Annotated in this window: 8 protein-coding genes, 3 tRNA genes, 6 rRNA genes and 2 pseudogenes; 4 read left to right on the top strand and 15 right to left on the bottom strand. The window is 48.9% G+C overall.

What is annotated here, in order from left to right:
• Positions 1 to 18: 18 nt before the first annotated feature.
• A 23S ribosomal RNA gene (locus tag KXJ80_RS04835) occupies positions 19 to 2911 on the bottom strand.
• 318 nt (positions 2912 to 3229) lie between these two features.
• A 16S ribosomal RNA gene (locus KXJ80_RS04830) occupies positions 3230 to 4772 on the bottom strand.
• The 16S and 23S rRNA genes sit together here, the layout of an rRNA operon.
• 637 nt (positions 4773 to 5409) lie before the next feature.
• Here KXJ80_RS04830 and KXJ80_RS04825 point away from each other — a divergent pair.
• The 3 genes and pseudogenes from KXJ80_RS04825 to KXJ80_RS04815 all read left to right on the top strand — a co-directional run.
• Positions 5410 to 5610 (top strand): annotated as a pseudogene (locus tag KXJ80_RS04825) (transposase); the annotation flags it as partial.
• A gap of 59 nt (positions 5611 to 5669) precedes the next feature.
• Positions 5670 to 6708 (top strand): IS630 family transposase gene (locus KXJ80_RS04820; RefSeq protein ID WP_218678129.1). Its coding sequence is split into 2 segments (ribosomal slippage): positions 5670 to 6128 and positions 6130 to 6708, totalling 1038 coding nucleotides; the frame shifts between segments, so codons are not numbered across the junction.
• Positions 6709 to 6724: 16 nt separating this feature from the next.
• Positions 6725 to 7059, top strand: a pseudogene (locus KXJ80_RS04815) (transposase); the annotation flags it as partial.
• 214 nt (positions 7060 to 7273) lie between these two features.
• On the opposite strand, the gene rrf (KXJ80_RS04810) reads toward KXJ80_RS04815, so the two are convergent.
• The 9 genes from rrf (KXJ80_RS04810) to KXJ80_RS04770 all read right to left on the bottom strand — a co-directional run bounded on the left by rrf (KXJ80_RS04810) (position 7274) and on the right by KXJ80_RS04770 (position 17244).
• A 5S ribosomal RNA gene (gene rrf, locus KXJ80_RS04810) occupies positions 7274 to 7389 on the bottom strand.
• 35 nt (positions 7390 to 7424) lie between these two features.
• Positions 7425 to 7500 (bottom strand) — tRNA-Thr (locus tag KXJ80_RS04805).
• Positions 7501 to 7531: 31 nt separating this feature from the next.
• Positions 7532 to 7647 (bottom strand): 5S ribosomal RNA (gene rrf, locus KXJ80_RS04800).
• Positions 7648 to 7772: 125 nt separating this feature from the next.
• Positions 7773 to 10665: ribosomal RNA gene (locus KXJ80_RS04795) — 23S ribosomal RNA — on the bottom strand.
• Positions 10666 to 10947: 282 nt separating this feature from the next.
• Positions 10948 to 11023: transfer RNA gene (locus KXJ80_RS04790), tRNA-Ala, on the bottom strand.
• Positions 11024 to 11160: 137 nt separating this feature from the next.
• A tRNA-Ile gene (locus tag KXJ80_RS04785) sits at positions 11161 to 11237 on the bottom strand.
• A 70-nt stretch (positions 11238 to 11307) separates the two neighbouring features.
• A 16S ribosomal RNA gene (locus tag KXJ80_RS04780) occupies positions 11308 to 12850 on the bottom strand.
• Between the two features lie 707 nt (positions 12851 to 13557).
• A complete protein-coding gene (gene secA, locus KXJ80_RS04775; protein ID WP_037422805.1) occupies positions 13558 to 16284 on the bottom strand; it encodes a preprotein translocase subunit SecA in 2727 nt (908 codons plus the stop codon).
• A 60-nt stretch (positions 16285 to 16344) separates the two neighbouring features.
• Complete coding sequence (locus tag KXJ80_RS04770) at positions 16345 to 17244, bottom strand: M23 family metallopeptidase (RefSeq protein ID WP_055647662.1); 900 nt, start codon at positions 17242 to 17244, stop codon at positions 16345 to 16347.
• A 27-nt stretch (positions 17245 to 17271) separates the two neighbouring features.
• Between KXJ80_RS04770 and KXJ80_RS04765 the strand changes: the two genes are divergently transcribed.
• Positions 17272 to 17718: a DUF721 domain-containing protein gene (locus tag KXJ80_RS04765; RefSeq protein WP_037422811.1), complete on the top strand. Its 447-nt coding sequence runs from the start codon at positions 17272 to 17274 to the stop codon at positions 17716 to 17718.
• Positions 17719 to 17731: 13 nt separating this feature from the next.
• Here the strand turns inward: KXJ80_RS04765 and lpxC are convergent, their stop codons facing one another.
• The 4 genes from lpxC to KXJ80_RS04745 form a co-directional block, all read right to left on the bottom strand.
• A complete protein-coding gene (gene lpxC / locus KXJ80_RS04760) occupies positions 17732 to 18652 on the bottom strand; it encodes a UDP-3-O-acyl-N-acetylglucosamine deacetylase (protein WP_037422814.1) in 921 nt (306 codons plus the stop codon).
• Between the two features lie 179 nt (positions 18653 to 18831).
• Complete coding sequence (gene ftsZ, locus KXJ80_RS04755; RefSeq protein ID WP_011624294.1) at positions 18832 to 20019, bottom strand: cell division protein FtsZ; 1188 nt, start codon at positions 20017 to 20019, stop codon at positions 18832 to 18834.
• 27 nt (positions 20020 to 20046) lie between these two features.
• Positions 20047 to 21282, bottom strand: coding sequence for a cell division protein FtsA (gene ftsA / locus KXJ80_RS04750; protein WP_011073897.1), 1236 nt, complete (start codon positions 21280 to 21282; stop codon positions 20047 to 20049).
• The gene (locus KXJ80_RS04745) at positions 21263 to 22012 is read right to left on the bottom strand and encodes a cell division protein FtsQ/DivIB (RefSeq protein ID WP_037428855.1); all 750 of its coding nucleotides are present in this window, start codon (positions 22010 to 22012) and stop codon (positions 21263 to 21265) included. The genes ftsA and KXJ80_RS04745 overlap by 20 nt, the downstream gene beginning before the upstream one ends.
• Positions 22013 to 22049: the final 37 nt, after the last annotated feature.

Raw genomic sequence — 22049 nt, 5'->3', positions numbered from 1 at the left:
AAAACCCATCTGGGTTGTATGGTTAAGCCTCTCGAGTCATTAGTATCAGTTAGCTCAACGCCTCACAACGCTTACACACCTGACCTATCAACGTCCTAGTCTCGAACGGCTCTTTAGTGGACTTAAAGTCCAAGGGATGACTCATCTTGGGGCTCGCTTCCCGCTTAGATGCTTTCAGCGGTTATCGATTCCGAACATAGCTACCGGGCAATGCCATTGGCATGACAACCCGAACACCAGCGGTTCGTTCACTCCGGTCCTCTCGTACTAGGAGCAACTCCCCTCAATCATCCAACGCCCACGGCAGATAGGGACCGAACTGTCTCACGACGTTCTGAACCCAGCTCGCGTACCACTTTAAATGGCGAACAGCCATACCCTTGGGACCGACTTCAGCCCCAGGATGTGATGAGCCGACATCGAGGTGCCAAACACCGCCGTCGATATGAACTCTTGGGCGGTATCAGCCTGTTATCCCCGGAGTACCTTTTATCCGTTGAGCGATGGCCCTTCCATTCAGAACCACCGGATCACTATGACCTACTTTCGTACCTGCTCGACGTGTCTGTCTCGCAGTTAAGCTGGCTTATGCCATTGCACTAACCGTACGATGTCCGACCGTACTTAGCCAACCTTCGTGCTCCTCCGTTACTCTTTGGGAGGAGACCGCCCCAGTCAAACTACCCACCAGGCACTGTCCTTACCCCAGATAATGGGGCCAAGTTAGAACATCAACACTACAAGGGTGGTATTTCAAGGACGACTCCATCAGAACTAGCGTTCCAACTTCATAGTCTCCCACCTATCCTACACATGTAGGGTCAATGTTCAGTGCCAAGCTATAGTAAAGGTTCACGGGGTCTTTCCGTCTAGCCGCGGGTATACGGCATCTTCACCGCAATTTCAACTTCACTGAGTCTCGGCTGGAGACAGCGTGGCCATCATTACGCCATTCGTGCAGGTCGGAACTTACCCGACAAGGAATTTCGCTACCTTAGGACCGTTATAGTTACGGCCGCCGTTTACCGGGGCTTCGATCATGAGCTTCTCTTGCGATAACCCAATCAATTAACCTTCCGGCACCGGGCAGGCGTCACACCGTATACGTCATCTTGCGATTTTGCACAGTGCTGTGTTTTTGATAAACAGTTGCAGCCACCTGGTATCTGCGACTCCCGTCAGCTTAGAGAGCAAGTCTCATCACCAACAAGAGCGTACCTTCTCCCGAAGTTACGGTACCATTTTGCCTAGTTCCTTCAGCCGAGTTCTCTCAAGCGCCTTGGTATTCTCTACCCGACCACCTGTGTCGGTTTGGGGTACGATTCCCGCTAACCTGAAGCTTAGAAGATTTTCCTGGAAGCATGGCATCAACTACTTCATCCCCTTGGGGACTCGTCATCAGCTCTCAGTGTATAGTGACCCGGATTTGCCTAAGTCACCCACCTACCACCTTAAACGCGGACTACCAACGCCGCGCTAGCCTAGCCTTCTCCGTCTCTCCATCGCAGTTAGCGGAAGTACAGAAATATTAATCTGTTTCCCATCGATTACGCCTTTCGGCCTCACCTTAGGGGTCGACTCACCCTGCCCCGATTAACGTTGGACAGGAACCCTTGGTCTTTCGGCGAGGGGGTTTTTCACCCCCTTTATCGTTACTCATGTCAGCATTCGCACTTCTGATACCTCCAGTGTGGGTTACCCCTTCACCTTCAACGGCTTACAGAACGCTCCTCTACCGCGCAACTCTAATGAATTGCACCCGTAGCTTCGGTGGTATGTTTAGCCCCGTTACATCTTCCGCGCAGGCCGACTCGACTAGTGAGCTATTACGCTTTCTTTAAATGATGGCTGCTTCTAAGCCAACATCCTAGCTGTCTAAGCCTTCCCACATCGTTTCCCACTTAACATACACTTTGGGACCTTAGCTGACGGTCTGGGTTGTTTCCCTTTTGACGACGGACGTTAGCACCCGCCGTCTGTCTCCCGAGTAGTACTCATTGGTATTCGGAGTTTGCAAAGGGTTGGTAAGTCGGGATGACCCCCTAGCCTTAACAGTGCTCTACCCCCAATGGTATTCGCTCGAGGCGCTACCTAAATAGCTTTCGAGGAGAACCAGATATCTCCCGGTTTGATTGGCCTTTCACCCCCAGCCACAAGTCATCCGCTAATTTTTCAACATTAGTCGGTTCGGTCCTCCAGTTGATGTTACTCAACCTTCAACCTGCCCATGGCTAGATCACCGGGTTTCGGGTCTACGCCTTGCAACTAAACGCGCAGTTAACACTCGGTTTCCCTACGGCTCCGCTATTCGCTTAACCTCGCTACAAAACGTAAGTCGCTGACCCATTATACAAAAGGTACGCAGTCACGGTCTCAAGAACCGCTCCCACTGCTTGTACGTATACGGTTTCAGGTTCTATTTCACTCCCCTCACAGGGGTTCTTTTCGCCTTTCCCTCACGGTACTGGTTCACTATCGGTCAGTCAGGAGTATTTAGCCTTGGAGGATGGTCCCCCCATATTCAAACAGGATATCACGTGTCCCGCCTTACTCGTTTTCATCAAAGGTTAGTTTTCGTGTACGGGGCTATCACCCTGTGCCGCTGGACTTTCCAGACCATTCCACTAACACCCCTCTGACTTAAGGGCTAATCCCCGTTCGCTCGCCGCTACTAGGGGAATCTCGGTTGATTTCTTTTCCTAAGGGTACTTAGATGTTTCAGTTCCCCTCGTTTGCCTCATTAAGCTATGTATTCACTTAATGATGACACCTTATGGTGCCGGGTTCCCCCATTCGGACATCGTTAGCTCAAATGCTTGTTACTAGCTCGCCAACGCTTTTCGCAAGTTACTACGTCCTTCATCGCCTCTGACTGCCAAGGCATCCACCGTATACGCTTAGTCGCTTAACCATACAACCCAAATAGGTTTCACTTGCGTGAGCCACTTGCGCTGTTGCGACCAGCTGGTTTTACTTGTCTCATCTTCGACCAAGAAGATGGACTCGCCTTAGACTTGAATATTCAAGACACTTAACAAGTGTTTTAAGAACTCAATTTTTTCGTATTAACACAACGACAGACATCATTGTATTAATTACTATCAGCTTTCCAAATTGTTAAAGAACAATGCATACCGGCTCGCGGTGCATGTCGCTCTCCCTTCCCTTACAGGAAGTTCAACAAGCCATCTGTGTGAACACTCAGCAAACATCGAGTTAGTCGTATAGGTAAGGAGGTGATCCAGCCCCAGGTTCCCCTAGGGCTACCTTGTTACGACTTCACCCCAGTCATGAACCACAAAGTGGTGAGCGCCCCCCCGAAGGTTAAGCTACCCACTTCTTTTGCAGCCCACTCCCATGGTGTGACGGGCGGTGTGTACAAGGCCCGGGAACGTATTCACCGTGGCATTCTGATCCACGATTACTAGCGATTCCGACTTCATGGAGTCGAGTTGCAGACTCCAATCCGGACTACGACGAGCTTTGTGAGATTAGCTCCACCTCGCGGCTTTGCAACCCTCTGTACTCGCCATTGTAGCACGTGTGTAGCCCTACTCGTAAGGGCCATGATGACTTGACGTCGTCCCCACCTTCCTCCGGTTTATCACCGGCAGTCTCCCTAGAGTTCCCACCATTACGTGCTGGCAAATAAGGATAGGGGTTGCGCTCGTTGCGGGACTTAACCCAACATTTCACAACACGAGCTGACGACAGCCATGCAGCACCTGTCTCACGGTTCCCGAAGGCACAAGTCCATCTCTGGTCTCTTCCGTGGATGTCAAGAGTAGGTAAGGTTCTTCGCGTTGCATCGAATTAAACCACATGCTCCACCGCTTGTGCGGGCCCCCGTCAATTCATTTGAGTTTTAACCTTGCGGCCGTACTCCCCAGGCGGTCTACTTAATGCGTTAGCTTGAGAGCCCAGTGTTCAAGACACCAAACTCCGAGTAGACATCGTTTACGGCGTGGACTACCAGGGTATCTAATCCTGTTTGCTCCCCACGCTTTCGTGCATGAGCGTCAGTCTTTGTCCAGGGGGCCGCCTTCGCCACCGGTATTCCTCCAGATCTCTACGCATTTCACCGCTACACCTGGAATTCTACCCCCCTCTACAAGACTCTAGTTCGCCAGTTCGAAATGCTATTCCTAGGTTGAGCCCAGGGCTTTCACATCTCGCTTAACAAACCGCCTGCGCACGCTTTACGCCCAGTAATTCCGATTAACGCTCGGACCCTCCGTATTACCGCGGCTGCTGGCACGGAGTTAGCCGGTCCTTCTTCTGTAGGTAACGTCACAGATGAGCCGTATTAAGACTCACCCTTTCCTCCCTACTGAAAGTGCTTTACAACCCGAAGGCCTTCTTCACACACGCGGCATGGCTGCATCAGGGTTTCCCCCATTGTGCAATATTCCCCACTGCTGCCTCCCGTAGGAGTCTGGGCCGTGTCTCAGTCCCAGTGTGGCTGATCATCCTCTCAGAACAGCTAGGGATCGTCGCCTTGGTGAGCCATTACCTCACCAACTAGCTAATCCCACCTAGGTTCATCCAATCGCGAGAGGCCCGAAGGTCCCCCTCTTTCCCCCGTAGGGCGTATGCGGTATTAGCAGTCGTTTCCAACTGTTATCCCCCTCGACTGGGCAGATCCCTAGGCATTACTCACCCGTCCGCCGCTCGCCACCTCAGGAGTAAACTCCCTTGTGCTGCCGCTCGACTTGCATGTGTTAGGCCTGCCGCCAGCGTTCAATCTGAGCCATGATCAAACTCTTCAATTAAAAGTTTTTTTGTTTAACTCGCGTTAAACGACTCAATGAATTCTACTGTTTTGATTCGCTTTGCTCACTAAGAAGCATCGCGTTTCAATTCATACATTACTGTATGTACATATTGCTATGAACACTCATTCATTGATTTAATTCTTTGATTACTCACCAAACGGCAGAGTAATTTCGATTAACTCAACACCTGTGAGTGTCCACACAGATTTCTTGTTTAGATTGTTAAAGAGCATTTGACCTCATCGCTTGCGTTACCGCTCACTGGGTCAGGGCTGCGTATTCTACGCATTTCCCTCATCGCGTCAAGGCGTTTTTACAAACTTCTTGAGGCTTTCGAATCAACTGCACATTTTGCATTCCATTCGCACTGAAACCGCGTTGGCTTTCGCTGTCTGCCGTGTCAGTGGATGCGCATTATAGGCAGCTGAACTTTTTGTGCAAGCGCTTTTTTCGGGTTTTTATGATTAATTTTCAAATAGATTGTTACACCCAAGCTAGGCACAACCTACACACTCGTTATACCCAGAGTTATCCACACTGAGAGGGTTTAATGACTAGATTAAATAATTAAATTACTCAATTTTAAGTTAAAAGAGCTCACAGCTGTGCGTATTCAAAGTTAATTGTGAGGCTGATTTTTTTAGTCTCGATTGATATTTGGTTTCAGGACGAAGCCAGATTCGGCCTGCAAAATACAACGACATACCTTTGGGCCCCCAAAGGCAGTAGACCAAGAGCATTAAAACAGCAGCAGTTTGAATATGTGCACCTCTTCGGCGCAGTCTGTCCTGCAGCAGGAGAAACTGAAGCCATTATCACGCCATTCGTCAATAATACCATTCCGCATTGAAGTCTGATCTAATAGCAAGCAACCCAACAGCTTAAAATTGGATTATGAAATCTAAAACTGCTGAAAGTCTGCTTAACCTCTCCAAAAGAGAAAAAAATCCGCATAAGCGCATGCGATTGCTCGCTGTATCGTTATTTTTGCAATGCCATAACCGCACTCAGGTGGCAAACCAGTTGAAGCTGGCCAGATCTAGCGTCAACTTATGGGTCTCCAGTTATCTTGAGCAAGGACTGGCAGGACTTGAAGATAAACCACGCCCTGGGAAGAAGCCGTCATTGTCAAATGAGCAAAAAAGGAGACTCGCCAGATACATTGAATTCAAAGCACAATCAGATGAGGGCGGCAGACTCACTGGGGCAGACATCCAGCAATACATATCGAGTGAGTTTAATGTCGAGTACCATCCCAATCACATCTACAAGCTACTCAAGAGCATGGGATACTGTTGGATAACCAGTCGCTCCAGGCATCCAAAACAAACTCAGAGCTTACAGGACGCTTTTAAAAAAGTTTCCTCTGGAAACGATCCTTCACACTCCCATTCATATACAACCCCACCAGATTGATATTTGGTTTCAGGACGAAGCAAGATTCGGCCAGCAAAATATAACGACACGCCTTTGGGCCCCCAAAGGCAGTAGACCAAGAGCGTTAAAACAGCAGCAGTTTGAATATGTGCACCTCTTCGGCGCTGTCTGTCCTGCAACAGGAGAAACTGAAGCCATCATCACGCCATTCGTCAATAAGGACATCATGCACCAGCACCTGGAGCTCATTGCAAAACGCACCAAACCTGGCCGCCATGCAGTCGTGGTAATGGACGGTGCGGGTTGGCATACCAATGACATTGCTGCTGATATCCCTAATCTGTCGATCCTCAAACTGCCGCCATATTCCCCAGAACTAAACCCCATCGAACAGGTATGGAGTTGGCTGCGCCAACATTATCTCGCCAATCGCTGTTTTAAAGGATATGAGGACATAGTGGATGCCTGCAGCCAGGCATGGAACAGCTTTATCAGTTGTACAAAACGCGTGATAAAGATGTGCTCTCGGGAATGGGCAAAGGTGACTGAACTTTAATGCGGAATGGTATAAGGACATCATGCACCAGCACCTGGAGCTCATTGCAAAACGCACCAAACCTGGCCGCCATGCAGTCGTGGTAATGGACGGTGCGGGTTGGCATACCAATGACCTTGCTGCTGATATCCCTAACCTGTCGATCCTCAAACTGCCGCCATATTCCCCAGAACTAAACCCCATCAAACAGGTATGGAGTTGGCTGCGCCAACATTATCTCGCCAATCCTGTTTTAAAGGATATGAGGACATAGTGGATGCCTGCAGCAAGGCATGGAACAGCTTTATCAGTTGTACAAAACGCGTGATAAAGATGTGCTCTCGGGAATGGGCAAAGGTGACTGAGCTTTAATGCGGATTGGTATTAGCCATGATTGAACGCGAAGAAGCTTGTCTTCGTAGCGGGGGAACCCGCTTAGCGGCGGAGCGACCGCCATGGATGGTGGAAGTGTCAATATTGGAGATTGGAGGAACATTTATTGACCGACATCGATGTAGCTTTTCGCGAAGCGTATAAACACAAAAGCCCTAGCGGTTTAGGCTAGGGCTTTTGTGTTTATTTAGGCACTTGGCGATGACCTACTCTCACATGGGGAGACCCCACACTACCATCGGCGCGATTGCGTTTCACTTCTGAGTTCGGGATGGGATCAGGTGGGACCACAATGCTATTGTCACCAAGCAAATTTTTCTCTAGGACATCACACTAGACTATAATGGTGCTGATACCCAGAATCGAACTGGGGACCTCATCCTTACCAAGGATGCGCTCTACCGACTGAGCCATATCAGCAATTTTTTGTCATCAATAGATGAAATTAGGCGCTTGGCGATGACCTACTCTCACATGGGGAGACCCCACACTACCATCGGCGCGATTGCGTTTCACTTCTGAGTTCGGGATGGGATCAGGTGGGACCACAATGCTATTGTCACCAAGCAAATTTGGTATCTACTCCCCATCTTATGTGGGCAGTAAATGAATTCGGAAAGCTGTATTGAGTATCACTTCTTAAGTGTTTCTATTCAAGCTAAGTGCTACTTAGCAAAACCCATCTGGGTTGTATGGTTAAGCCTCTCGAGTCATTAGTATCAGTTAGCTCAACGCCTCACAACGCTTACACACCTGACCTATCAACGTCCTAGTCTCGAACGGCTCTTTAGTGGACTTAAAGTCCAAGGGATGACTCATCTTGGGGCTCGCTTCCCGCTTAGATGCTTTCAGCGGTTATCGATTCCGAACATAGCTACCGGGCAATGCCATTGGCATGACAACCCGAACACCAGCGGTTCGTTCACTCCGGTCCTCTCGTACTAGGAGCAACTCCCCTCAATCATCCAACGCCCACGGCAGATAGGGACCGAACTGTCTCACGACGTTCTGAACCCAGCTCGCGTACCACTTTAAATGGCGAACAGCCATACCCTTGGGACCGACTTCAGCCCCAGGATGTGATGAGCCGACATCGAGGTGCCAAACACCGCCGTCGATATGAACTCTTGGGCGGTATCAGCCTGTTATCCCCGGAGTACCTTTTATCCGTTGAGCGATGGCCCTTCCATTCAGAACCACCGGATCACTATGACCTACTTTCGTACCTGCTCGACGTGTCTGTCTCGCAGTTAAGCTGGCTTATGCCATTGCACTAACCGTACGATGTCCGACCGTACTTAGCCAACCTTCGTGCTCCTCCGTTACTCTTTGGGAGGAGACCGCCCCAGTCAAACTACCCACCAGGCACTGTCCTTACCCCAGATAATGGGGCCAAGTTAGAACATCAACACTACAAGGGTGGTATTTCAAGGACGACTCCATCAGAACTAGCGTTCCAACTTCATAGTCTCCCACCTATCCTACACATGTAGGGTCAATGTTCAGTGCCAAGCTATAGTAAAGGTTCACGGGGTCTTTCCGTCTAGCCGCGGGTATACGGCATCTTCACCGCAATTTCAACTTCACTGAGTCTCGGCTGGAGACAGCGTGGCCATCATTACGCCATTCGTGCAGGTCGGAACTTACCCGACAAGGAATTTCGCTACCTTAGGACCGTTATAGTTACGGCCGCCGTTTACCGGGGCTTCGATCATGAGCTTCTCTTGCGATAACCCAATCAATTAACCTTCCGGCACCGGGCAGGCGTCACACCGTATACGTCATCTTGCGATTTTGCACAGTGCTGTGTTTTTGATAAACAGTTGCAGCCACCTGGTATCTGCGACTCCCGTCAGCTTAGAGAGCAAGTCTCATCACCAACAAGAGCGTACCTTCTCCCGAAGTTACGGTACCATTTTGCCTAGTTCCTTCAGCCGAGTTCTCTCAAGCGCCTTGGTATTCTCTACCCGACCACCTGTGTCGGTTTGGGGTACGATTCCCGCTAACCTGAAGCTTAGAAGATTTTCCTGGAAGCATGGCATCAACTACTTCATCCCCTTGGGGACTCGTCATCAGCTCTCAGTGTATAGTGACCCGGATTTGCCTAAGTCACCCACCTACCACCTTAAACGCGGACTACCAACGCCGCGCTAGCCTAGCCTTCTCCGTCTCTCCATCGCAGTTAGCGGAAGTACAGAAATATTAATCTGTTTCCCATCGATTACGCCTTTCGGCCTCACCTTAGGGGTCGACTCACCCTGCCCCGATTAACGTTGGACAGGAACCCTTGGTCTTTCGGCGAGGGGGTTTTTCACCCCCTTTATCGTTACTCATGTCAGCATTCGCACTTCTGATACCTCCAGTGTGGGTTACCCCTTCACCTTCAACGGCTTACAGAACGCTCCTCTACCGCGCAACTCTAATGAATTGCACCCGTAGCTTCGGTGGTATGTTTAGCCCCGTTACATCTTCCGCGCAGGCCGACTCGACTAGTGAGCTATTACGCTTTCTTTAAATGATGGCTGCTTCTAAGCCAACATCCTAGCTGTCTAAGCCTTCCCACATCGTTTCCCACTTAACATACACTTTGGGACCTTAGCTGACGGTCTGGGTTGTTTCCCTTTTGACGACGGACGTTAGCACCCGCCGTCTGTCTCCCGAGTAGTACTCATTGGTATTCGGAGTTTGCAAAGGGTTGGTAAGTCGGGATGACCCCCTAGCCTTAACAGTGCTCTACCCCCAATGGTATTCGCTCGAGGCGCTACCTAAATAGCTTTCGAGGAGAACCAGATATCTCCCGGTTTGATTGGCCTTTCACCCCCAGCCACAAGTCATCCGCTAATTTTTCAACATTAGTCGGTTCGGTCCTCCAGTTGATGTTACTCAACCTTCAACCTGCCCATGGCTAGATCACCGGGTTTCGGGTCTACGCCTTGCAACTAAACGCGCAGTTAACACTCGGTTTCCCTACGGCTCCGCTATTCGCTTAACCTCGCTACAAAACGTAAGTCGCTGACCCATTATACAAAAGGTACGCAGTCACGGTCTCAAGAACCGCTCCCACTGCTTGTACGTATACGGTTTCAGGTTCTATTTCACTCCCCTCACAGGGGTTCTTTTCGCCTTTCCCTCACGGTACTGGTTCACTATCGGTCAGTCAGGAGTATTTAGCCTTGGAGGATGGTCCCCCCATATTCAAACAGGATATCACGTGTCCCGCCTTACTCGTTTTCATCAAAGGTTAGTTTTCGTGTACGGGGCTATCACCCTGTGCCGCTGGACTTTCCAGACCATTCCACTAACACCCCTCTGACTTAAGGGCTAATCCCCGTTCGCTCGCCGCTACTAGGGGAATCTCGGTTGATTTCTTTTCCTAAGGGTACTTAGATGTTTCAGTTCCCCTCGTTTGCCTCATTAAGCTATGTATTCACTTAATGATGACACCTTATGGTGCCGGGTTCCCCCATTCGGACATCGTTAGCTCAAATGCTTGTTACTAGCTCGCCAACGCTTTTCGCAAGTTACTACGTCCTTCATCGCCTCTGACTGCCAAGGCATCCACCGTATACGCTTAGTCGCTTAACCATACAACCCAAATAGGTTTCACTTACGTGAGCCACTTGAATTGTTGCGACCAGCTGGTTTTACTTGTCTCATCTTCGACCAAGAAGATGGACTCGCCTTAGACTTGAATATTCAAGACACTTAACAAGTGTTTTAAGAACTCAATTTTTTTCGTATTAACACAACGACAGACATCATTGTATTAATTACTATCAGCTTTCCAAATTGTTAAAGAGCGGGCTTAAAAAAGCCAAAGATAATGTTTAAGTTTATCTTTGGCATCTCTAACCATAATGCAGTAAATGGTGGAGCTATGCGGGATCGAACCGCAGACCTCCTGCGTGCAAGGCAGGCGCTCTCCCAGCTGAGCTATAGCCCCATTTACATGCAGTGCGAGTAAATAAGATGTTCCAAACCTCTTAAAGGATTGGTTTGCCAATCATTTCTTATCAAGGCGGACAGTGGCGACGTTTAGTTCACTAAACGAGTCACTTTCCAACGCTGAGAAGGAAGGATTGGTGGGTCAGAGTGGACTTGAACCACCGACCTCACCCTTATCAGGGGTGCGCTCTAACCAGCTGAGCTACAGACCCATCTTTTACTCTATCTTCTATCAAGCAAATCTGTGTGAACACTCAACAAACATCGAGTTAGTCGTATAGGTAAGGAGGTGATCCAGCCCCAGGTTCCCCTAGGGCTACCTTGTTACGACTTCACCCCAGTCATGAACCACAAAGTGGTGAGCGCCCCCCCGAAGGTTAAGCTACCCACTTCTTTTGCAGCCCACTCCCATGGTGTGACGGGCGGTGTGTACAAGGCCCGGGAACGTATTCACCGTGGCATTCTGATCCACGATTACTAGCGATTCCGACTTCATGGAGTCGAGTTGCAGACTCCAATCCGGACTACGACGAGCTTTGTGAGATTAGCTCCACCTCGCGGCTTTGCAACCCTCTGTACTCGCCATTGTAGCACGTGTGTAGCCCTACTCGTAAGGGCCATGATGACTTGACGTCGTCCCCACCTTCCTCCGGTTTATCACCGGCAGTCTCCCTAGAGTTCCCACCATTACGTGCTGGCAAATAAGGATAGGGGTTGCGCTCGTTGCGGGACTTAACCCAACATTTCACAACACGAGCTGACGACAGCCATGCAGCACCTGTCTCACGGTTCCCGAAGGCACAAGTCCATCTCTGGTCTCTTCCGTGGATGTCAAGAGTAGGTAAGGTTCTTCGCGTTGCATCGAATTAAACCACATGCTCCACCGCTTGTGCGGGCCCCCGTCAATTCATTTGAGTTTTAACCTTGCGGCCGTACTCCCCAGGCGGTCTACTTAATGCGTTAGCTTGAGAGCCCAGTGTTCAAGACACCAAACTCCGAGTAGACATCGTTTACGGCGTGGACTACCAGGGTATCTAATCCTGTTTGCTCCCCACGCTTTCGTGCATGAGCGTCAGTCTTTGTCCAGGGGGCCGCCTTCGCCACCGGTATTCCTCCAGATCTCTACGCATTTCACCGCTACACCTGGAATTCTACCCCCCTCTACAAGACTCTAGTTCGCCAGTTCGAAATGCTATTCCTAGGTTGAGCCCAGGGCTTTCACATCTCGCTTAACAAACCGCCTGCGCACGCTTTACGCCCAGTAATTCCGATTAACGCTCGGACCCTCCGTATTACCGCGGCTGCTGGCACGGAGTTAGCCGGTCCTTCTTCTGTAGGTAACGTCACAGATGAGCCGTATTAAGACTCACCCTTTCCTCCCTACTGAAAGTGCTTTACAACCCGAAGGCCTTCTTCACACACGCGGCATGGCTGCATCAGGGTTTCCCCCATTGTGCAATATTCCCCACTGCTGCCTCCCGTAGGAGTCTGGGCCGTGTCTCAGTCCCAGTGTGGCTGATCATCCTCTCAGAACAGCTAGGGATCGTCGCCTTGGTGAGCCATTACCTCACCAACTAGCTAATCCCACCTAGGTTCATCCAATCGCGAGAGGCCCGAAGGTCCCCCTCTTTCCCCCGTAGGGCGTATGCGGTATTAGCAGTCGTTTCCAACTGTTATCCCCCTCGACTGGGCAGATCCCTAGGCATTACTCACCCGTCCGCCGCTCGCCACCTCAGGAGTAAACTCCCTTGTGCTGCCGCTCGACTTGCATGTGTTAGGCCTGCCGCCAGCGTTCAATCTGAGCCATGATCAAACTCTTCAATTAAAGTTTTTTGTTTAACTCACGTTAAACGACTCAATGAATTCTACTGTTTTGATTCGCTTTGCTCACTAAGAAGCATTGCGTTTCAATTCATACATTACTGTATGTACATATTGCTATGAACACTCATTCATTGATTTAATTCTTTGATTACTCGCCAAACGGCAGAGTAATTTCGATTAACTCAACACCTGTGAGTGTCCACACAGATTTGCTTGATAAATTGTTAAAGAGCGTTGACCATCGCATTATCACTAGTGATTTCAGCGGGTCAGGGCTGCGTATTTTACGCATTTCCCTTGTCGCGTCAAGGCGTTTTTGCAAACTTCTTGAGGCTTTCGAATCAACTGCACATTTTGCATTCCATTCGCACTGAAACCACGCTCGCTTTCGCTGTCTGCCGTGTCAGTGGATGCGCATTATAGGCAGCGGAACTTTTTGTGCAAGCGCTTTTTTGTATTTTTTCGATCTTTTTTCAATAGTTTCAGTTAGTCACAAAGTACCCACTAGTTACCCCCAACGTTATCCACAAAAGGCAATTTTACTGCTTTATTTGTGAACAAAGCATGACTTGCCATAACTGGAAGGCTGGAGATTCAAATAAGCTTTATATAGATGCAGACAGATTCAATGATTTGTATCTGGTTTTGAGTAGGCATGAAAAAGGCGACTATTACAGTCGCCTTTTAGAATTAGGTGCACGTGTTGAATTAGCTTAGCTTACCGTGACACTGCTTATATTTACGGCCAGAGCCACAAGGACAAGGATCGTTACGGCCAACTTTATCGCCATCGCGGATCATTGGTGTGTGCGCCATCATCTCGTCGCTACCATCATCCCCACCAACTAAGGCTTCGGCTGCTGCGTGCTGATAGTCGCGTTGGATTTTGGCATCTTCTTCACGACGACGAGCTTCCATTTCTTCAACATCAGATTGAGCTTGCACTTGAACTTTAGACAACACGCTAATCACGTCATGTTTCAGCGTATTCAGCAATTGTTGGAACAGTTCGAATGACTCACGCTTATACTCTTGCTTTGGATTCTTCTGCGCGTAACCACGTAAGTGGATGCCTTGGCGTAAATGATCCATTGCGGCTAAATGCTCTTTCCACAAGCCATCGAGGGTTTGTAGCATCACTGCTTTTTCGAATTGGCGCAGTACTGAGGCACCGACCATTTCTTCTTTGGCTTTATAAGCATCTGACCAAGAAGTGATAATACGCTCACGTAGGCTTTCTTCGTGTAAATCGTCTTCTTTATCGAGCCATTCTTGGATTGGCAGTTTAAGCATAAACTCTTGGTTTAGGCGCTGCTCTAACCCAGGAACATCCCATAACTCTTCTACTGATTGTGGTGGAATGTACTGATCGATTACCGCACCAATTACATCGTCTTGGATGTTTTTAATCGTGTCTTCAATACTTTCCGCATCCATCAACTCATTACGCTGGGCGTAAACCACTTGGCGCTGATCGTTTGCCACGTCATCGAATTCAAGTAATTGCTTACGAATATCGAAGTTACGTGCTTCTACTTTACGTTGAGCATTTTCGATTGCACGAGACACCCATGGATGTTCGATCGCTTCGCCTTCTTCCATGCCCAGCTTCTTCATCATGCCGGAGACGCGATCAGAAGCGAAGATACGCATTAAACTATCTTCCATCGACAGGTAGAAACGTGAAGAGCCCGCATCACCTTGACGGCCCGCACGACCACGTAGCTGGTTGTCGATACGACGTGACTCGTGGCGCTCGGTACCGAGAATGTGTAAACCACCCGCGGCAACCACTTCGTCATGACGCACTTGCCAATCAGCTTTGATCTTGGCTTTTTGCTCTGGGGTAGGATTTTCCAGCGCCTCGATTTCCATATTCCAGTTGCCACCAAGCACGATGTCGGTACCACGACCCGCCATGTTAGTGGCAATGGTTACGGCGCCAGTACGGCCTGCTTGGGCAACAATCTCGGCTTCTTTTTCATGGAACTTGGCGTTAAGCACTTGGTGCGGGATCTTTTCCTTCACCATTAAGCGCGCTAACAGTTCTGACTGTTCGATAGAAACGGTACCCACCAATACAGGTTGGCCACGTTCACGGCAGTCTTTGATGTCTTTAATAATCGCTTGATACTTTTCATTAGCGGTTAAGTAAACTAAATCCGCCATATCCTTACGGACCATTGGACGGTTAGTTGGCACCACAACGGTATCTAAACCATAGATATGTTGAAACTCAAACGCCTCGGTATCAGCAGTACCTGTCATGCCCGCTAACTTCTCATACAAACGGAAGTAGTTTTGGAAGGTAATCGATGCCAGAGTTTGGTTTTCGTTTTGAATACGAACACCTTCTTTAGCTTCAACAGCTTGATGTAAACCTTCTGACCAACGACGACCTGGCATAGTACGACCGGTGTGTTCATCAACGATGATCACTTCGCCATCTTGAACGATATAGTCCACATCACGCTCAAATAAGGTATGAGCACGTAGTGCAGCGTTCACATGGTGCAGTAGCGAAATATTGGCTGCTGAGTAAAGTGAGTCGCCTTCAGCTAACATGCCACGTTCAATCAGCAGGTTTTCAACCTTCTCTTGACCGCGTTCAGTAAAGTGCACTTGTTTGGCTTTTTCATCAATGGTGTAGTCGCCTTCGCCCACATACTCTTCAGAGTCTTCTTTATCTTGACGGATAAGATTGGGGATAAGCGTGTTGATCTTGATGTATAGCTCAGAGCTGTCTTCCGCTGCACCAGAGATAATCAATGGCGTGCGGGCTTCATCGATAAGGATTGAGTCGACTTCGTCGATCAGTGCATAGTGTAATGGACGTTGAACACGCTCTTGTGGTGAAAACGCCATGTTGTCGCGCAGATAATCGAAACCAAATTCATTGTTGGTACCGTAGGTAATATCGGCGTTATAGGCATCTTTCTTCGCCTGTTGGCTAAGGCCTGCAACGTTAATCCCAACAGTTAAACCTAAGAATTCGAACAGTGGACGGTTATTCTCAGCATCACGGCGTGCTAAGTAATCGTTGACGGTAATAACGTGAACGCCTTTGCCCGTTAAGGCATTTAAGTAAGCAGGCAGTGTTGCGGTTAAAGTTTTACCTTCACCCGTACGCATTTCAGCGATACGGTTACTATCAAGTACCATACCACCGAGTAACTGCACGTCGAAGTGACGCATTTCGAACACACGCTTAGATGCTTCACGCACGGTGGCAAACGCTTCCGCCATAATGCTATCTAATGAAGCGCCCGCAGCTAAACGCTCACGAAACTCTGCGGTTTTCGCTTTAAGCTGCTCATCGGTTAATTTTTCATAATCGGCTTCAAGCGCATTAATCTTATTAACTACTTTTTGTAACCCTTTAAGGGTACGGTCGTTGCGACTACCAAATACTTTTGTCAGTAATTTACCAAACATCTGAATCACTTATTTTCTGTAGGCCAAGTCCATGATGGAAACTAGAAGCCAATGTTTCAATTAACTTGCTTTGCGGTAGACAAACTTTTGTGGATCTATCTGCTGTCCGCCACGCAACACTTCATAATGCACATGAGCCCCTGTTGAGCGCCCAGTACTTCCCATACTGGCGATGGTTTCGCCTTTAGCGACCACATCACCTACAGCTACTGACAAAGCTTTATTATGGCCATAGCGTGTACGTAAACCGTTACCATGGTCGATTTCGACCAATTCGCCATAACCAAACATATTCCCAGCCCAAGTCACCACGCCTGCTGCAGTCGCGACAACTTTAGCCCCTTCCCGACCGGTAAAATCGATCCCTTTGTGCATGGTTCGACGACCGTTAAAAGGGTCATTACGTAATCCGTAGGGCGACGATAACCAACCTTTATCGAGTGGGAGCCCTGATACATAACGTTCAGCATCTATATGGTGGTTAGATGACACTGTTTCAAGTAGTGATAGTTGAACATTATTGTTGTCAATTCGTGACGCCAGTTTATCCATATCTTCGATAAGCTGACTAATTTCGATATTTGAGCCTAATTCGCTTAAACCACCAACCCCAACTTCAGATGAGAAATCAAAGTCTTCATCCAATTTGTTTTGTTTTGCGACTTGTTGACCTAAGGCCTCGAGACGGGTGATTTTAGCTTGCATGCGCGCGACATGGGTCGCCAGCATGGCTAGCTGTGACTCTGTGGCACTTTTAAGCTCTAAGACTTGCTTCTTTTGTTGTTCGCGTTGGATTCGATCGTTATCGACACTGGCTTGCTGATTTTCAAACCTAGCAGAGTTGTGTTGATAAATACCGGCACCAGTAGCTAACAATAGCATGGGAAGGATCAACCAGCGTTTACTGGGTTGCCAGCGCGTAACGCCATTCCGACCTTGAATAAATACTGTTACACTCATAGCCTAATTCAGCCATCTTATTATCATATGAAAAAGCCCCCTCAGGATCTCAGCCAATTACTACACCAATCAGGCACATTACCCGACATAGCTGAGAAAGCGGAACTACTTTTATATCTGGATCAGCACGTGAAGCAGATTGTCGCAGGTCCTGTTGCGGAGCAGCTGAAAGTCGCTAATTTCCGCCAGGGTGTTCTTGTGGTTGAAACCACTTCGGCAGCATGGGCCGCACGAATTAATTTCCAAAAGCCGAAACTACTCGCGCAGCTTCAAGCAGAAACGCTCCCAATCCTTACCGCAATTGAAGTTAAAGTCAACCCGAGATTAGCATTGTATGACGCAAAGCCGAAACAGGCGCATAAAGCATTGAGTCCAGCCGCTGCAGAACATATTGCCGCACTTGCAGAAAATGTGAGCGGGACACTAGGCGAAAAACTAAAACGGCTGGCCACATTGGCCAGCCGTAATAAGTAAACATCAGACGCAATTAAGCGAAGACCGCGCCACCAGGTACAGCAAAGCTAACGGGGACATCGGCTTCTTTCTCAAAGCTCACTAACTCCCACGCATCTTGCTGCGCCAATAAGGCACGTACTAACTGGTTATTCAGAGCATGACCCGTTTTATAGGCAGTAAACTCACCAAGAATGGCGTGTCCTGCCACATAGAGATCACCAAACGCATCTAAAATTTTGTGCTTAACGAACTCATCCTCATAACGCAGGCCGTCGGGGTTGAGGACGCGATATTCATCAAGTACAACTGCGTTTTCCATGCTGCCACCTAATGCTAGGTTATTCGCACGCAGATACTCAATATCACGCATAAAACCAAAAGTACGAGCGCGGCTAATGTCTTTAACAAAAGCTGAAGTAGAGAAGTCCATCACCACATGCTGTTGGCTGCGAGCAATTTCGGGGTGAGCAAAGTCAATTTTAAAGTTGACTCTAAAACCTTTAAAAGGCTTGAGCTCGGCCCACTTATCACCGTCTTCAACACGCACAGGGCGTTTAATCTTTAAGTACTTCTTAGGTGCAGACTGCTCTTTAATACCCGCAGACTGAAGTAAGAAGACAAATGGGCTCGCACTGCCATCCATAATTGGGATTTCAGGGGCGTCCACTTCGATTACGGCGTTATCAATACCTAAACCCGCTAAGGCTGCAAATAAATGCTCAATAGTCGAAATACGAATACCTTCGTCATTGACAAGTGCCGTGCACATCGTGGTTTCGCGAACTTGTTCCGCCTTTGCTGGAATAGCAACGGCAGGACTCATATCGGTACGCACAAGTACGATCCCTGTATTGACTGGTGCGGGCATAATGCTCAAGGTGACTTTATTCCCAGAGTGCAAACCGACTCCGGTAGCTTTCACCATTTTTTGAACAGTTCTTTGAAATATCATTCAGTTACCCGTTTAGATTTCAATAATTAAGCCTAATATTTGCGCACACAGCGGCAGCAAAACGACCACATAGGTTCGACATAGTAACATAAGTTAGCTATGTCATACAAATGTCGTCATTGGGTGGTATTGCCGATAGAGCAATACATCACCCGATACGCTGGACTCAAATACCTGTTTTAATCAGCTTGCTTACGCAAAAACGCTGGGATATCTAAGTAATCCAATTCATGCTTTGTTGAAGGCGCTGGCGCAGGAGCCGGTGCTGGCGATGCAGGTAATACGTTACCCTTTGGCGCTGCATAGCTCACATGAGTTGCTTCTTCGACATAAGCTTCAACTTTTGGTTCCACAACCACTGGTTCTGGACGTGGTGCCGGCTTAGAAACCAATTGAATATCAGGACGCTTTTCAGCACCAATACCCGTTGCAACTACGGTTACGCGCAGTTCGTCGCTCATTTCTGGGTCGATAACCGCACCCACAACCACGGTAGCATTGTCAGAAGCATAAGCTTTAACATGGTTACCAACAGTTTCAAATTCTTCGATGCTCATGTCCATACCTGCGGTAATGTTAACTAACACACCACGGGCACCGGCTAAGTCGATGTCTTCTAATAATGGGCTGGCTACAGCAGCTTCAGCCGCTTCTTCTGCACGGTCTTCACCACGTGCAACACCAGTGCCCATCATGGCATTACCCATTTCAGACATAACGGTTTTCACGTCAGCAAAGTCGACGTTAATCAGACCAGGGCGAGTAATCAGCTCAGCAATACCTTGTACTGCGCCGAGTAACACGTTATTCGCTGCGGCAAACGCATCGAGTAATGACGTACCACGACCCAATACTTTTAATAATTTTTCGTTAGGGATAGTGATTAACGAATCCACGTGCTTAGCAAGCTCAGCGATACCTTGCTCGGCATAAGCCATGCGCTTTTTGCCTTCGAAAGGGAAAGGCTTAGTCACGACCGCAACCGTTAAGATGCCTTCTTCACGAGCGATTTGAGCAACAACTGGCGCAGCACCTGTACCAGTACCACCGCCCATACCGGCGGCGATAAAGATCATGTCTGAGCCTTTGATCGCTGCACGAATGTTTTCGCGGTCTTCTTCCGCTGCGGCACGACCCACTTCTGGGTTGGCGCCAGCGCCAAGACCTTTAGTGACATCGCGACCTAATTGAATCGTTGAGCCAGCGCCAGATTTACGTAGCGCCTGTGCGTCTGTATTGGTAACGACAAACTCAACACCTTCAATGTTGTGTTTGACCATATGTTCGACAGCGTTACCGCCGCCGCCGCCAACGCCGATGACTTTAATCACCGCGTCGTCTGAGTGAGTGTCCATGATCTCAAACATTGTCTGATCTCCGTGTTGCCTGCGTTATTAAAATTCACCCTTAAACCAGCTTTGGACCCGATTCCAAGCACTGGTAACCCCTTGACGCTCAGGACGCTCGAATTGACGCTCAAGCACCCGTCTTGCACCGTAGTGGAGCAATCCAACCCCTGTGGAGTAAATAGACTGATCCACGTATTCGTATAACCCTTTAACTGGCAATGGTGAGGCGACGCGAACCGGCATACCAAAAGTTGCCTCCGCAATGTCCACCACGCCTTGAATCGACGCCGTACCACCTGTTAACACGATACCTGCGGCGATTTGATCTTCTAAACCACTGTCTTTCAGCTCCTTGAGCACTAACTCAAACAGCTCTTGATATCTTGGCTCCACCACTTCGGCCAGCGTGTGACGTGACATGCTGCGCGATGGGCGACCACCCACCGAGGGCACTTCGATACTGTCTTCGCGGCTCACCATGGAGCTGCGCGCACAGGCGAATTGCACTTTAATTTGTTCGGCATGTGACGACGGCGTGCGGAAAATCTTCGCAATATCGTTGGTCACTTGGTTACCCGCAACCGGCACAACTGCACAGTGACGTAGCGCACCATTGGTATACACGGCGATGTCCGTCGTGCCGCCGCCGATATCGACGATACACACACCTAAGTCTTTTTCATCGAAGGTTAATACCGCATCCGCCGATGCAATGCCAGAGAACACTAAGTCATCGACCTTCAAACCACAGCGCTCAACACTCTTAGTGATGTTCTTCGCCATATCATTGGCGCAGGTCACTATGTGTACCTTGGCTTCCATCCGCATGCCTGACATGCCGATAGGGCTGCGAATGCCGTCTTGTACGTCAATCGCGTATTCCTGCGGTAACACATGCAGAATACGACGTTCTGTCGGGATCTTCACCGAGCGCGCGGTGTGGATCACGTTGTCGACGTCTTCCTGTGTCACTTCTTCATCGTTAATCGACACCATGCCATTTTCGTTTTGGCAGGCGATATGTTTACCGGAAATGCTTAGGTAAACCGATGATACTTGGCAGTCTGCCATTAATTCCGCTTGATCGAGCGCGCGTTGCACACTGCGCACGATGGAGTCTAAATCGTTAACGCCACCTTTATCCATGCCCCTTGAAGGGTGGTTACCAAGGCCGACTATGCTGATTTCGCCATCGGGCAGAACTTCGCCTATGATCACTGCGACTTTAGAGGTTCCTATGTCCAATCCGACGATCAGATTTCTATCTTGGTTTTTGGTCATTAATTATCGGCTCTCTTGTTTGTGCATCGCCCCAGCCTACGGCCAACCCTGTGTCGTAGCGCAAATCCACTCTGGCAATCGGTTTATCTTGTTTCGCCAATAATGGGTAAACAGTGATAAACCTTTGTATCCTTGCCATTTTATCTTCTCGACCTAGGTCTAAAACAATACCGTTACCTAGTGTCGCGTGCCACGCATGACGTGGTGTTAAACTCAAATTGGCTAAGGTAAAACCATTAATCTTCAGTAGCGAGTTAACCTGCGCGTAGGCGGTTAACACTTCGGTCCCCATATCATCTGGCCCAGATAAATAAGGCAAATGCTCTAACTCAGGGTGCGATGGCGCTTCAAACACTTCACCATGCACATTGAGCCAAGCGGTACCATTCCAATGGGCGACCGGTTGTTGCTCCTGTAAATACACCCTGAGTTTCGCAGGCCATTCACGTCTCACTGACGCACGATACACCCAAGGTAAAGCTTCTAATGCCTGTTGCACTAAGGTGATGTCAGCACTAAAAAAACTCCGCTGCATTAAATCCTGTAGTGCAATTTGTATATCCCTATCTGTGGTGTAAGTCCGCTCACCTTTAATGGCGACCGCTTCAATGGGCAGAGTGCTGGCATCATTTAAAAACTTATGTAGCAGGTAGCCGCCAAAAACAAAACTACCAATGACTAACCATAAAAAACCAATCCCACTCCACAAGTACCAATTAACCCGTGACATCCTCGCCCGCCAGTGTCGCCTCTTATCACTCCAAGAC

This window comes from Shewanella xiamenensis, from assembly GCF_024971755.1.
Lineage (GTDB): Bacteria > Pseudomonadota > Gammaproteobacteria > Enterobacterales > Shewanellaceae > Shewanella > Shewanella xiamenensis.
This window is presented reverse-complemented; position numbering and strand designations above follow the sequence as displayed.

Bases quoted from the DNA above. Each gene is read 5' to 3' on its own strand.
- secA (WP_037422805.1), bottom strand. From the start codon at position 16,284: ATGTTTGGTAAATTACTGACAAAAGTATTTGGTAGTCGCAACGACCGT.
- KXJ80_RS04770 (WP_055647662.1), bottom strand. From the start codon at position 17,244: ATGAGTGTAACAGTATTTATTCAAGGTCGGAATGGCGTTACGCGCTGG.
- KXJ80_RS04765 (WP_037422811.1), top strand. From the start codon at position 17,272: ATGAAAAAGCCCCCTCAGGATCTCAGCCAATTACTACACCAATCAGGC.
- lpxC (WP_037422814.1), bottom strand. From the start codon at position 18,652: ATGATATTTCAAAGAACTGTTCAAAAAATGGTGAAAGCTACCGGAGTC.
- ftsZ (WP_011624294.1), bottom strand. From the start codon at position 20,019: ATGTTTGAGATCATGGACACTCACTCAGACGACGCGGTGATTAAAGTC.
- ftsA (WP_011073897.1), bottom strand. From the start codon at position 21,282: ATGACCAAAAACCAAGATAGAAATCTGATCGTCGGATTGGACATAGGA.
- KXJ80_RS04745 (WP_037428855.1), bottom strand. From the start codon at position 22,012: ATGTCACGGGTTAATTGGTACTTGTGGAGTGGGATTGGTTTTTTATGG.